The organism is Sinomonas terricola, assembly GCF_034931225.1.
Taxonomy (GTDB): Bacteria; Actinomycetota; Actinomycetes; order Actinomycetales; family Micrococcaceae; genus Sinomonas; species Sinomonas terricola.
The window spans coordinates 481,819-495,440 of the sequence record NZ_JAYGGQ010000001.1; the positions used below are offsets into that span (position 1 = coordinate 481,819).

Here is a 13,622-nt window from a genome sequence, read left to right on the forward strand (position 1 = left end):
AACTGCCCGCCCCTGCGGGCCCCAACACGCACTACTCCTGCCTCAAGAATTGGGCAGGAAGAGGGAATCCGGCGCAGTGGGGGATACAACTACTGTACAGGAACGACGACGGCGCCGCTCGCCGTCGTCGTCCATCGGGCCGTGAGCTTGGGCACAGGAGGGGACGCGCCGCCGTCGTTCGCGCTCAGGCCCGGCCGAGGACCCTTTCGATGTACGGCCGCAGCTCGGACGCGATCCGGAGCGTGCCCTCGGCCTCGGCGTCGAGAAGGGCCTCGGCCTGCGCGGGCGTCGGATCGGCGAGCCACTCCCCCACCCGCACGCCGTGATCCGGGACATGCTCGACGTTGAAGGGCTCGCCGGCCTCGAGGTCCCCCGGCGTGATGACCCGGAGATACGCCCCGCACAGACCCGAGCCTATGAACCGCTTGACCCATCCATCCTCGCCCACGCGGCGCGCGAACGTTGCGCATGGGACGCGGGGCATCGTGACCTCGAGCACGGTCCCGCCCGGGAAGCGCCAGCGCTCCCCGATGACGGCGCGGCTCGCCGTGATGCCCTCGACCCGGAGGTTCTCGCCGAAGTAGCCCGGCGGGATCTCGCGGCCGAGCTCGCGGGCCCACAGCGCGGCGTCGTCCTCCGAGTAGGCGTAGACGGCCTTGTTCTCGCCGCCGTGGTTCGCGCGATCCGCCTGCACGTCGCCATAGACGCCCAGCCGGCGCACCCGCACGGGCCCCTCGACCGGCCGCTTGTCGATCGCAGTGACTCCCACGGTCCCCGAATCGGGCAGGAGCTGCTGGACGCGGCAGACGGCGACGATGCGTGCGGTCTTCATGGAGCACAGCCTAGCCCTCGACGCGTTCCCGCGGGATCCCGATCCGCGGCGCAGAGAGACCGGGCGCCCGCCTACGGATCGAAGCGGTATCCGATCCCCGCCTCCGTCCTGAGATGGCGGGGATTCGAGGGATCCCGCTCGAGCTTGCGCCGCAGCTGCGCCATGTACACGCGCAGGTACTGGCTCTCCTTCGCGTACGCGGGCCCCCAGACCTGCATGAGGAGTTCGCGCTGGGTCACGAGGGTGCCCGGCTGGCGGACGAGCACCGCGAGGATGCTCCACTCCGTGGGAGTGAGGCGCACGTCTTTCCCATCCCGGACCACGCGTCGGGCCGCGAGATCCACGCTGAAGTCGCGGGTCTGCACGCGCGGCGTCTCGGGCCTCGCGGTCCCTCGGCGGGCAGCCGCACGGAGGCGGGCCATGAGCTCCTCGAGGCCGAACGGTTTCGTCACGTAGTCGTCGGCGCCCGCGTCGAGGGCCTCGACCTTGTCTTCCGCGCCGTGCCGGGCCGAGAGGACGATGATCGGGACCGACGACCACTCCCTCAGCCGTCGGATGACCTCGACCCCGTCCATGCCCGGGAGCCCGAGGTCGAGCACGACGATGTCCGCAGGTGCCTCGGCCGCCGCCGCGAGCGCCGCCTCGCCCGAGGACGCCGTCACGGCCTCGTAGCCATGCACGCGCAAGTTGATCTGGAGGGCGCGGGCGATCTGGGTCTCGTCCTCGACGACGAGCACGCGCGTCACGGTGCGCTCACCGCCGAGGCCGGATCGCCGTCGTCGCCCGCGCGCTGCTGTGCCGCGCCTCGGCCGCCGCCGACCGGCGGGTGCGCGCCGCCGTCGTCCTCTGCGAGCGGCAGGACGACGCGCATCGTAAGCCCGCCGCCCGGCGTCTGCTGCGCCACGATCCCACCGCCCATCGCTTCGGCGAAGCCCTTCGCGACGGCGAGCCCGAGCCCGATGCCGCTCGCCTGCGCGCCGGAATCCCCCGCACGCTGGAACGGGCTGAAGACCGCGAGGAGCTGCTCGGGCGGGATGCCGGCCCCATGGTCGACGACGCGCAGCTCGCCCGAGCCCCGGCCGCCGGGGCCGGCCCCCGCGAGCCCGGCCTCGAGCTCGATCGGCGAGCCGGGCGCATGCTTGACGGCGTTCTCGACGAGGTTCGCGACGACACGCTCAAGGAGCACGGGATCGGCGACGACCGCCGGGCCGCCGTCCGAGACGCGGTCCTCGATGCGCGCCGCGACGTCCGCCGGCCACTTCGGGATGCCCTCGCGCCAGCGCACGGTGCGCAGGAGCGGAGTGACGCTGTCCGCCGAGATCCGGGACATGTCGAGCAGGTTCCCGACGAGGGCCGAGAGCCTGTCCGTGTAGTCCTCGATGGTTGCGAGCAGCTCGGCCCTCTCCTCGGGCGCGAAGTCGACGCCCGGCTGGCGGAGGCTGCTCACGCTCAGCTTGATCCCGGAGAGCGGGGTGCGGAGGTCGTGGGAGACGGCGCGGAGAATCGACGTCCGGATCTTGTTCCCTTCCTCGAGGCGGCGGTTCGCCTCGCGGCTCGACGCCAGCTGGCGGCCCTGGCGGATCGCCACGAGATAGGCGCCGAATGCCTCCATCATGCGGCGTTCGGCCGGTTCGAGGGCGCGTCCGCCCGCGAGGAGGGTGTAGTCCTCGTCGGCGACGACGACGTCGTCCGCGGCGGGAGGCGTCACCGGCGGCGCCGAGCCGGCGCTCGCGACGACAGCCCACCCGGGGCCAACCTCGAGCGTGCCGGGCTCGCGGCGGTCGAGGAGCGTGACCGCCCGCAGGCCGAGTGCGGCGCGCACGCGCTCGAGGAAGTCCTCGATGCTCCCGCCGGATCCGAGCATCCCCCGCGCGAGCTCGGCCATGGCGCGGGCATCGGCCTGGGCGCGGGTCGCCTGCTCGTAGCGGCGGGTCGCGGCGCCGACCGCGAGCCCCACCGCGCACGCGACCGCAATGAAGATCGCGAGCTCGCCGACGACCTGCGGGTCTGCGATCTGGAAGCTCCCAATCGGCTCGACCGAGAAATAGTTGAGCAAGAGAGCGCCGACGACCGCGGCGAAGGCCGCAGGCCACAGACCGCCGACGACGGCGACCGCGACCGCGGCGGCGAGCTGCACGAGCATCGTCATCGCCACGTTGCGGTACCCACTCGCGACGACGATCGCCTCGACCACGCTGGGCAGGATGACCGCGAGCGCGAGCCCCCAGAGCGTGCGACGGCGATCCAGCGTGCCCAGCTTCGCGAGCCCGAGGCGGTGCTCGCGGGCGGGGAGGAGCGGCGCTCGCTGCGGCATGTGACCATGCTTGCACATCGCGAGAGGTGGCCACGGGTCGGCGAGAGGTGGCCACGGGTCGGCGGGAGGTGGCCACGGGTCGGCGAGAGGTGGCCACGGGTCGGCGAGCGCGGCGGGGTTTCGCGTCATAGTCGCGGGGGCCGCGGCTCTCCCTTGGCAAGAGGCGCAAAGCGCGCCCGAAGCGGGAAGGACTTGACCATGGCCGGACGATCACTCGAAGGCCTCTGCACCGCGCTCGAACACGCCCTCGCCCTCGGGGACGCCAAGGCGCTGCGCTCGCTCTACCTCCCGACGGCAGTCCTCGTGCTCGTCGTCGGCAAGGCCCGCTTCGAGGCAACCCCCGAGGACGCGGCAGTCGACCGGGCCCGGCTCGGGCTTCCCATCGGGATGACCGTGCGGAGCATCACGGAGATGGGCGGCTGCGGCGAGATCATCCTCGACTGGTCCGTCTCGGGCGTCACGTCCGACGGGACCGTCCTGGACCTCGCGGGCGACGCCGCGCTCACGTGCACTCAAGTCGCCGGGGACTGGTACATCACCTCGGAGCAGCTGCGCGGCTACGAGCGGGCCGGAATCAGTTCCGCGTCACGGATCCCATAAGGGAGGCGATCGGCCGCAGGAAGAGCGGCCGCGCGAGGAACCACGCAGCGACGATGACGACGATCGCGGCGGCGAAGAATCCGAACCCGAGCCAGCCCTCGCCGTCGTTCGAGGCGAACATGTGGTTGAGGTTCCGCAGCGCCCCCGTGGTGAGCACGAGGAACACATGCACGACGACGAACGCAACGAAGTAGATCGCAATCGGGAAGTGCATGGCCCGGGCCGCCTCGATCGGATAGGCGTTGTTGAGGCGCGGCGCCTTGGCGGGCCACGCGCCGGACATGCGCAGGCCCGTGAGGACGGCGAGCGGGGCGGCGATGAACACCGTCACGAAGTAAGCGAGGAGCTGCAAGGCGTTGTAGTTGACCCAGCCGTTCTCGAGCGGCCAGTCAAGGGACGCGTACTGGATGACCACCGAGAGCGCGTGCGGGAACACGTCCCAGCCGGTCGGGACGATGCGCTTCCACTGACCGGTGGAGAACAGCAGGATCACGTAGATGAGCCCGTTGAGCACCCACAGGGCGTCGAGCGTGAGGTGGAACCACAGGTCGAGGCTGATCTTCTTGGGCTGGCCCTTGGTCTTGATGAGGCCCTTGTTGTTGCGCTTCCAGTAGCCCTGAGGCCGCGTCGTGTACCGCACTTGGATTCCCGAGCGCACGATGAGCACGATGAAGAACACGTTGAAGAAGTGCGACCAGTTGAGCCACAGGGGCAGTCCCGTGGGCGTGTCCGCGGGGAGGGCTGCATGGCCTGGGTAGGTCGCGATGAACTGCGAGACCGCCTCGGTGCTGCGCAGCCACCTGGCCAGCAGGACGAGCAGCCCGAGCACGATGATTGCGCCGACGGCGATCGCGGCGGGCTTGAACCAGGCCGCCTTGGTCCAGGCGGGAGCGGTCGTGGGCGACGACGGCATGTTGACAGGGTCCTCTCGGGTTACAGTCGGCTGATCGCCTGATCGAGGTCCGCGATAAGATCCTCGGCGTCCTCAATGCCCACAGAGAGGCGAATGAGGTTCTCGGGAACGGCGAGCTCCGTCCCCTTCACGGACGCATGGGTCATCTCGGACGGGTAGTTCATGAGGGACTCGATCCCGCCGAGCGACTCGGCAAGCGTGAAGAGCTCGGTGGACTCCGCGACCTTGCGCGCCGCGGCCTCGCCACCCGTGAACTGGACCGAGATCATGCCGCCGAAGCGCCGCATCTGCTTCGCCGCGAGTTCGTGGCCCGGGTGGTCGGGCAGCCCGGGGTACAGGACGTTCTCGATGCCGGGTCGCCCCACGAGCCACTCCGCGATCTTCTGCGCGTTGTCCGAGTGGCGCTCCATGCGCACCCCGAGGGTCTTGAGGCCGCGCGTCGTGAGGAACGCGTCCATGGGGCCGGAGACCGCGCCGACCGCGAACTGCACGAAGCCGATCTTCTCCGCGAGCTCGCCGTCGTTGACGACGAGGGCGCCCCCGACGACGTCGGAATGCCCGCCGATGTACTTGGTCGTCGAATGCACGACGACGTCCGCGCCCAAGGCGAGCGGGTTCTGCAGGTAGGGCGACGCGAAGGTGTTGTCGACGACGAGGAGGGCCCCGGCGTCGTGCGCGATCTCGGCGAGCGCAGCGATATCGGTGATTTTCATCAGCGGGTTGGACGGCGTCTCGACCCACACGAGCCGGGCACGGTCCTTGCCTTCGGCGGAAACAGCCGACCGCACGCCGTCGAGCGCGGACATATCGATTGGCGTGTTCTGGATGCCCCACGGGCCCAGGACCCGGTTGATGAGGCGGTACGTGCCGCCGTACGCGTCGTTGCCGAGCACGATCCGATCCCCGGGCGAGCACACGGCTCGGATGAGCCCGTCCTCGGCCGCGAGCCCGGAGCCGAACGAGAACGCATGGCGGCCGCCCTCGAGCGCCGCGAGCTGCTCTTGGAGCGCGTCGCGGGTCGGGTTGCCGCCGCGGCCGTACTCGTAGCCCGAGCGCAGGCCGCCGATGCCGTCCTGCGCGTACGTCGAACTGAAGTGGAGGGGTGGCACGACCGCGCCCGTGCGGGGCTCGAACTCCTGGCCCGCGTGGACGGCGCGGGTGTTGAAGCCGGTCTGGTGCGTTTCCGCGGTCTCGCTCATGCTTCGCTCCTCTACTTGTTCAGGCTTGCCAGAAGGTCGTGGCGGGTCACGATGCCGATGGGCGCGCCGACGAACGTCACCATGAGGGCATCCTCCTCGGTGAGCATCTTGCGAGCCGTGGCCTGGCTCTCGAGCGAGCCGATGACCGGCAGCCGCGGGCCCATGTGCTGCGAGATCTTGTCCGTGAGCTTGGCCTCGCCGCTGAAGAGCTTCGCCGAGAGCGTGCGCTCGTCGACGGCGCCGAGCACCTCGCCCATGACGACCGGCGGCTCGTTCGAGAGGATCGGGAGGTGGCTCACGCCGTACTCCGTCATGATGTCGATGACGTCGCGCACGGTTTCATTCGGGTGCGTGTGGACGAGGTCCGGGAGCTTGCCGTCCTTGCCGCGCAGCACGTCCCCTACGGTCGCCTCGGATTCGCCGGGGAGGAAGCCGTACGAGCGCATCCAGTCGTCGTTGAAGATCTTGGCGAGGTAGCCGCGGCCGCTGTCCGGGAGGATGACGACGACGACCGCCGACTCGGGCAGGTCGCGCGCCGCGCGCAGGGCCGCGACGACGGCCATGCCCGACGAGCCGCCCACGAGGAGGCCCTCCTCGCGTGCGAGGCGGCGGGTCATCGCGAACGAATCGGCGTCGCTCACGGCGAGGACCTCGTCCGGGACGGCCTTGTCGTAGTTTGCGGGCCACATGTCCTCGCCGACGCCCTCGACGAAGTACGGCCGGCCGCTGCCGCCCGAATACACCGATCCCTCGGGATCCGCGCCGATGACCCTGACCTGGCCGCCCTCCGACTCGGGGCGGTCCTTGGAGACGTCCTTGAGGTAGCGGCCGGTTCCCGTGATGGTGCCGCCCGTGCCGGCGCCGATCACGATGTGGGTGATCTTGCCGTCCGTATCGGCCCAGATCTCGGGGCCCGTGGTCTCGTAGTGGCTCGCGGGGGCGCCGGGGTTGGAGAACTGGTCCGGCTTGAACGCGCCGGGGATCTCGCCGACCAGCCTGTCCGAGACCCCGTAGTAGGACTGGGGCGATTCGGGCGGAACCGCCGTCGGGGTCACGACGACCTCGGCGCCATATGCCTCGAGCACCGCGCGCTTCTCCTCGCCGACCTTGTCCGGCACGACGAAGATGCACTTGTAGCCCTTCTGCTGGCCCACGAGGGCCAGGCCCACGCCCGTGTTCCCGCTCGTCGGCTCGACGATCGTGCCGCCGGGCTCGAGCTGGCCGGAGCGCTCAGCCTCCTCGATCATCTTGAGGGCGATACGGTCCTTGATGGAGCCGCCGGGGTTGAGGTACTCGAGCTTGACGAGGACCGTTGCCTTGATGCCCTCAGTCACCTTCTGCAGCTTGACCAGCGGCGTGTGCCCGATGAGCTCGACGACGGAGTTGGCGTATTTCACGCCCCCAACTCTATCCGCTGGGGCGGTGGTGGGAGGTCTCGCGCGACGCCCTGCTTAGCACGATGATCTTTCCGAATGGGCGAGCCGTCCGATTGACTTAATCGAACACACTTTCGAAAATAGAGGTATGTCCCTGTCTCTCCCCACGCTGCTCCCCGCAGCACCCGCAGCCTCCGGCGCGGGCACGCTCCAGGAGCTGCAGGAACGCATCCACGTGCTCCAGGGGCGGCGCAACCGCGAGGGCTCGTATCCCGTGCTCCCGTGCTTCGCCCCGCTCCTGCCCTCGGGCCTGCGCGGCGGCGCGGCCTACTCGCTCGAAGTTCCACTCTCCGTAGCCATGGCCCTGCTCGCGGGCGCCTCGGCCGAGGGGCAGTGGTGCGGAGCCGTCGGGTTCCCGGACTTCGGCACCGAGGCCGCCGCGGGCTTTGGCATCGTCCTCGACCGGCTCGTGCTCGTCCCCGATCCCGGGGAGCACTGGTTCCCCGTCGTCGCGGCCCTCGTCGACGTCCTGCCGCTCCTCCTCGTCCAGGGCCCCGGGCGCGTGGCGCCCGGAGAAGCCGCAATGCTCGGATCGCGGCTGCGCGAGCGGGCCGGAGCGCTCCTCGTGCTCGGGCCCTGGCCCCAGAGCGAAGCCGTCCTACGGGTGCGCGGCACAAGCTGGGAGGGCCTCGGCGAGGGCCACGGCCATCTCTCGCGGCATCGCGTGGAGCTCGAGCTCACGCAGCGCGGCCTGGCCCGCAGCGCCGTCGTCGACCTCGGTGCGCCGGGCGTCGTCGCGCTCCGGACGGGGGCCGCGCGGCCCCAGGCCGCGGGGGGCTGGCCGTGAGCGGCGCCGTCCGAGCCCTTGTCGTCTGGTTCCCCGACTGGCCGCTCGTGGCCGCCCAACTCGCGGGCGAGCTGCCGGATCGGGTCCCTGCAGCCGTCATGGAGAAGGGGCGCGTCGCGGTGTGCTCGGCGGAGGCGAGGAGCGCCGGCGTCGTGCGGGGACTGCGCCTCCGCGAAGCCCAGTCACGCTGCCCGGACCTCGTCGTGGTCCCAGCCGATGCCGCCCGCGACGCCCGCGAGTTCGAGCCCACGCTCCTCCGGTTCGACGAAACGCTCCCCGGCGTCCAAGTCCTCCGGCCAGGGCTCTGCGTGCTGCGGGCGCGCGGTGCCGCACGCTACTACGGGAGCGAGGAGGCCGCCGGCGGCGCGGCCCTCGAGGCCGCCTCGCGGCTCGGGCTCGAGGTCCGGGCGGGGATCGCCGATTCGGTCTTTGCGGCGGAACAGGCGGCGCGCACGGCCCACGACCTCTCTCCCCTGCTCGTGCTCGCGCCGGGGGCCTCGCCCGCGTTCCTCGCACCGCTGCCCGTGCGCGTCCTCGGGGACCCCAAGCTCGCTTCGCTCCTCGTGCGGCTCGGAATCCGCACCTTGGGAGACTTCGCCGCCCTCCCGCCGTCGGACGTCCGCTCGCGGTTCGGGCCGGAGGGCCTCGAAGCCCACGCACGGGCGCGCGGGGAGGACGCGCGGGCGGTTGCGCCCCGCGTGCCGCCCCCACCGCTCGAGCGCGTCGCGGACTTCGAGCCCGGGCTCGACCGCGTGGACCGGATCGCCTTCGCCATCCGGCCCACGGCCGAGGAGTTCGTCGAGGGGCTGCGGCTCCAGGGGCTCGCGTGCACCGAGCTGCGCGTCCAGATCACAGACGACGCCGGCCAGCGTTCCGAACGCTGTTGGGGACACCCGCAGCATTTCGGCGCAAACGACGTCGTGGACCGCGTGCGCTGGCAGCTCCAGTCCGGGCCCACAGACCCTCGCGCGCGCTCGCCGAGGGCCCCGTGGCGTTCGACGGGGGACGGCCTGGCCGCGCCTGTCGTGCAGCTCCGCCTCTCGCCCGAGCGCACGGACCGGCTCGGGCGACGCGGGCAGGCCCTCTTCGGGGGCGTCGACGAGCGGCTCGACCACGGTCTCCGCCGTCTCCAGAGCATGCTCGGGCACGGCTCGGTGCTGCACCCAGTCGCAAACGGGGGCCGCCTCCTCGCTGAGCGCTGCCTCCTGCTCCCGTGGGGCGAGGCCCCGCCGTCGGGCACCGCAGCCCACGCTGCGCAGCCATGGCCCGGGACCGTCCCCGAGCCGCTCCCGGCCACGGTGTTCCCCGAGCCACTCCCCGTCGAGCTCGTCGACGACGCCGGGTCCACGGTCCGCGTGGGGCCACGCGGGGACCTCATGGCACCGCCTGCGTGGTTCCGGCCCGACCCGGGCCAAGGCCGCAGGAAGGTCCGAAGCTGGGCCGGCCCGTGGCCGCTCCGGCAGCGATGGTGGGACGCCGATCAGAGCCGCCACGCCGAACGGTTCCAGATCCTCGACGGCGACGGCGAGGCATGGCTCCTCCTCGGCGAGGACGGGGCCTGGCGGGCGGAGGCCCGCTACGACTGAGCGCGGCTGTGTGGCGTGGGGGCGCAGCCGTCCCTCGACGACAACCGTCTGAAAGATGCACAACCGTCTGAAAGATGCACAACCGTCCCTCAGACCCGGGTTTCAGGGACGGTTATGCCGTTCAGGGACGGTTATGGCGCTGAGGGACGGTTATGGCGCCCCAGGCGAATCCAGGAGGCACGAATGGGGTGGAACAACCCGCCAATACCGTGGCAGCAGCTCCACGACATCCTCGAAGGCAAGGAGGTCACGCTCCCCACGAGCAAGGCCTCGTCCGAGCCGGGCACGGAGAAGGCCGGCACTGGCAGAACGGCCGGCACTGGCAGAACGGCCGGCACCGACGGGAAGGCCGGCAAGGGCAAAAAGGGACGGCCCCCGACGCCGCGCACCGGAGCTGGCCGCGCCCCCGAACTGCACGACGGCGGGGACAGCCCCGCGTGGACGCGGAAGCGCGGCCCGTATATCCCTCTGCCCCTCGTGCCGGGCAGCGCGGCCGGCGTCGTCCCCGACATCGCGGCTCCGGACGGGGCCACAGGTTCGGCCGCGCCGGGCGGCGAGGCAGCGCCGGGAGGCGAGCGCGCGTCGTCGTCCGTTTCCGTCCCCGCGCCCGCCACGCCCGCCACCCCAACAGCCCTGCCCACGGTCCCGTACGCCGAGCTCCACGCGCACTCGCACTACAGCTTCCTCGACGGCGCCTCGTCTCCCGAGGAACTCGTCGAGGAATCGGTCCGGCTCGGCCTCCACGCCCTCGCGATCACGGACCACGACGGCTTCTACGGCGTCGTCCGCCTCGCGGAGGCCGCGGAGGCGTATGGGCTCAAGACCGTGTTCGGCGCCGAGCTCTCGCTCGGGCTCGGGGGCCCGCAGAACGGGGTCGCGGACCCAGAGGGCGAACACCTCCTCGTCCTTGCGCGCGGCGAGGAGGGCTACCACCGGCTCGCGGGGGCGATCACGGCCGCCCAGCTCACGGGAGGGGCCGAGAAAGGCCGCCCCGTCTATGATCTCGACGGCCTCACAGAGAAGCTGCGGGGCCATTGCCTCGTGCTCTCGGGCTGCCGCAAGGGCGCCGTGCGCCGGGCGCTCGAGTCGGGAGGGAAGCCCGCGGCCGCCCGTGCACTCCGGGAGCTCGCGGACCGTTTCGGGTGGGGCGCCGTCGCCGTCGAGCTCTTCGACCACGGCAACCCGCTCGACAGCGCGCACAACGACGCGCTCGCCTCGATCGCCGCGCGGCTCGGCCTTCCGACGGTCGCGACGAACGCCGTCCACTACGCTGAGCCGTCCGGGCACCCTCTCGCGACGGCCGTCGCCGCCGTGCGCGCGCGCAGGAGCCTCGACGAGCTCGACGGCTGGCTCCCCGGGGGCGACGGCGCCCATCTGCGCAGCGGCGCCGAGATGGCGCGCCGCTTCGCCCGCTATCCGGGCGCGGTCGAGAACACCGTCCGCTTCGCCGACGAGCTCGCGTTCCCGCTCCGCGCGGCTCGGCCCAAGCTGCCCCGGCAGAAGGTCCCGCACGGGCACACGCCCATGTCCTATCTGCGCGAGCTCGTGGACCACGGCATCGCCGAGCGCTACGGCACGCCCGGCGGCCAATGGAGGAGCACGGCCTCGCCCGAGGAGGTCCGCGAGCGCGTCGAGCAGGAGCTCGCGGTGATCGAGAAGAAGGACTTCCCGGGCTATTTCCTCATCGTCTACGAGATCGTGCAGTTCTCGAAGGGCCAGGGCATCCTGTGCCAGGGCCGGGGCTCGGCCGCCAATTCGGCCGTGTGCTACTTCCTCGGCATCACGGCCGTGGACAGCATCCGGTACCGGCTCCCGTTCGAGCGCTTCCTCTCGAGCCTGCGCGAGGAGGAGCCGGACATCGACGTCGACTTCGACTCGGACCGCCGCGAAGAGGTCATCCAGCACGTCTACGAGAAGTATGGGCGGGCGAACGCGGCGCAGGTCGCGAACGTCGTGAGCTACCGGCCCAAGAACGCCGTGCGGGATGTCGCGAAGGCGCTCGGGTACAGCCAGGGCCAGCAGGACGCGTGGTCCAAGCGGCTCGAGCGGTGGGATGGGCTCGCGACCGAGGCCGCCGAGGCCGGGGAAGCGGCGCAGCAGAAGGCGCAGCAGAAAGACGACGACGACGACCGCATCCCCCCGCGCGTCGTGGCCCTCGCCCAAGAGCTCCTCGGTGCGCCTCGACACCTCGGCATCCACTCGGGCGGGATGGTGCTCACGGAGCGGCCTGTGGGCGAGGTCGTGCCGATCGAGCACGCCCGCATGGAGAACCGGACGGTGCTGCAGTGGGACAAGGACGACTGCGAATGGATGGGCCTCGTCAAGTTCGACCTCCTCGGCCTCGGCATGCTCGCGGCGCTCCAGTACTGCTTCGACCTCGTGGACGAGCACTTTGGCGAGCGCTGGCGCATCGAGGACATCCCGAAGGAGGAGCCCGCGGTCTACGACATGCTGTGCCGGGCCGATTCCGTGGGCGTGTTCCAGGTCGAATCCCGCGCCCAGATGAGCACGCTCCCGCGCCTCCGGCCCCGCAGCTTCTACGATCTCGTCGTCGAGATCGCGCTCATCCGGCCCGGGCCCATCCAGGGCGGGGCCGTGCACCCGTATATCCGGCGACGCGCGGGCGAGGAGGACGTGACGTACCCGCATCCGCTCCTCGAGCCCGTGCTCGAGCGGACGCTCGGCGTCCCCCTCTTCCAGGAACAGCTCATGCAGATGGCCATGGCGATCGGCGGCTGCAGCGCCGAAGACGCCGATCTGCTGCGCCGCGCCATGGGGTCCAAGCGCGGCGTCGAGAAGATCGGGAGCCTGCGCGAGAAGCTCTTCGCGGGCATGGCCGCGAACGGGCTGAGCCACGACGAGTCGAAGGCCATCTACGCTCAGATCGCGGCGTTCGCGGACTTCGGCTTCGCGGAGTCGCACTCGATCGCGTTCGGCGTGCTCGTATACGCGAGCTCGTGGCTCAAACTCCACTACCCCGGCGCGTTCCTCGCGGCGCTCCTGCGCGCCCAGCCCATGGGCTTCTACTCGCCGCAGACCCTCGTCGCCGACGCGCGGCGGCACGGCGTGACCGTGCTGCGCCCCGACATTCTCCGCTCGCAGGCGGAGGCGTGCCTGGAACCTCTCGCTCACGAGGGGGCCGGCGAGCCCCGCGGCCTCGACTCGTGCCTCGACATCTTCCAGCCGGACATCGGGGCCTTCGACCCCGAGGCGCCCGACGACGGCGCCGCTCACCGCCGCGACGCATCCCGCGCCGTGCGGATGGGCCTTTCGAGCGTCACGGGCATTGGGAAGGATCTCGCCGAGCGGATCGTCGCGGACCGCGAGGCCAACGGCCCGTTCCGGGAACTCGCCGAGCTCTCACGCCGCACAGGCCTGAGCGCAGAGCAGCTCGAGTCCCTCGCCTCGGCCGGCGCCCTCGAATCCCTCGGGCTCACCCGGCGCGAGGCGCTGTGGCGGGCCGGGGCGGCCGCGCTCGAGCGGCCGGGCCAGCTCCCCGGCACCCAGCCGTTCGTCCAGCCGCCCCTCCTGCCGGAGCTCAGCCCCGAGGAAGCGGTGGCCTACGACATGTGGGCCACGGGGGTCGCGACCGACGACCACCCCGTGCGGCACGCGCGCGAGGCCCTCGATGCCCGCGGCGTCCTGCGGATCGACGGGCTGCGCGCCGCGGAGACGGGGAGCCGGGTCGAGGCCGCGGGGATCGTGACGCACCGGCAGCGGCCCCAGACCGCCCAGGGAATCACGTTCATGAATCTCGAGGACGAGACGGGGATCCTCAACATCGTGTGCAGCATCGGGGTGTGGACCCGCTACCGGAGGGTGGCCCAGGGCGCGGGGGCGATGATCGTGCGCGGCCTGCTCGAGCGGTCGAAGGAGGGCGTCACGAACCTTGTCGCAGACCGGCTCGAGGCCTTGCCGCTGCGGGCGAAGACCTCGAGCCGGAACTTCCGCTGAC

10 protein-coding genes are annotated in these 13,622 nt (G+C 71.6%); 4 read left to right on the plus strand and 6 right to left on the minus strand.

Going from position 1 to position 13,622, the window contains the following annotated elements:
* Positions 1 to 184 precede the first annotated feature (184 nt).
* The 3 genes from SPF06_RS02375 to SPF06_RS02385 form a co-directional block, all read right to left on the minus strand.
* Positions 185 to 832, minus strand: a complete 648-nt coding sequence (locus SPF06_RS02375; RefSeq protein WP_323277311.1) for an MOSC domain-containing protein — start codon at positions 830 to 832, stop codon at positions 185 to 187.
* Positions 833 to 903: 71 nt separating this feature from the next.
* Positions 904 to 1,578: a response regulator gene (locus SPF06_RS02380; RefSeq protein ID WP_323277312.1), complete on the minus strand. Its 675-nt coding sequence runs from the start codon at positions 1,576 to 1,578 to the stop codon at positions 904 to 906.
* Positions 1,575 to 3,146, minus strand: a complete 1,572-nt coding sequence (locus tag SPF06_RS02385) for a sensor histidine kinase (RefSeq protein ID WP_323277313.1) — start codon at positions 3,144 to 3,146, stop codon at positions 1,575 to 1,577. The genes SPF06_RS02380 and SPF06_RS02385 overlap by 4 nt, the downstream gene beginning before the upstream one ends.
* Positions 3,147 to 3,344: 198 nt before the next feature.
* On the opposite strand from SPF06_RS02385, the gene SPF06_RS02390 reads away from it, so the two are divergent.
* On the plus strand, positions 3,345 to 3,746 hold the full coding sequence (locus tag SPF06_RS02390) for a hypothetical protein (protein ID WP_323277314.1): 402 nt from the start codon (positions 3,345 to 3,347) through the stop codon (positions 3,744 to 3,746).
* Here the strand turns inward: SPF06_RS02390 and SPF06_RS02395 are convergent.
* The 3 genes from SPF06_RS02395 to SPF06_RS02405 are packed head-to-tail and all read right to left on the minus strand — an operon-like array spanning position 3,721 to position 7,255.
* The gene (locus SPF06_RS02395; protein ID WP_323277315.1) at positions 3,721 to 4,659 is read right to left on the minus strand and encodes a cytochrome b/b6 domain-containing protein; all 939 of its coding nucleotides are present in this window, start codon (positions 4,657 to 4,659) and stop codon (positions 3,721 to 3,723) included. The genes SPF06_RS02390 and SPF06_RS02395 overlap by 26 nt on opposite strands.
* 20 nt (positions 4,660 to 4,679) lie before the next feature.
* Entirely contained in the window at positions 4,680 to 5,858 is a 1,179-nt protein-coding gene (locus SPF06_RS02400; RefSeq protein WP_323277316.1) for a cystathionine gamma-synthase, read from the minus strand.
* Positions 5,859 to 5,869: 11 nt separating this feature from the next.
* A complete protein-coding gene (locus tag SPF06_RS02405) occupies positions 5,870 to 7,255 on the minus strand; it encodes a cystathionine beta-synthase (protein WP_323277317.1) in 1,386 nt (461 codons plus the stop codon).
* 127 nt (positions 7,256 to 7,382) lie between these two features.
* Here SPF06_RS02405 and SPF06_RS02410 point away from each other — a divergent pair, with 127 nt between their 5' ends.
* From SPF06_RS02410 to SPF06_RS02420, 3 genes are all read left to right on the plus strand, one after another.
* Positions 7,383 to 8,081 carry a hypothetical protein gene (locus SPF06_RS02410; protein WP_323277318.1) on the plus strand — a complete coding sequence of 233 codons (699 nt, stop codon included), beginning with the start codon at positions 7,383 to 7,385 and terminating at the stop codon, positions 8,079 to 8,081.
* Positions 8,078 to 9,667: a DNA polymerase Y family protein gene (locus SPF06_RS02415; protein WP_323277319.1), complete on the plus strand. Its 1,590-nt coding sequence runs from the start codon at positions 8,078 to 8,080 to the stop codon at positions 9,665 to 9,667. Before SPF06_RS02410 ends, SPF06_RS02415 begins: the two co-directional genes overlap by 4 nt.
* A gap of 183 nt (positions 9,668 to 9,850) precedes the next feature.
* Positions 9,851 to 13,621, plus strand: a complete 3,771-nt coding sequence (locus SPF06_RS02420) for an error-prone DNA polymerase (protein ID WP_323277320.1) — start codon at positions 9,851 to 9,853, stop codon at positions 13,619 to 13,621.
* Position 13,622: the final 1 nt, after the last annotated feature.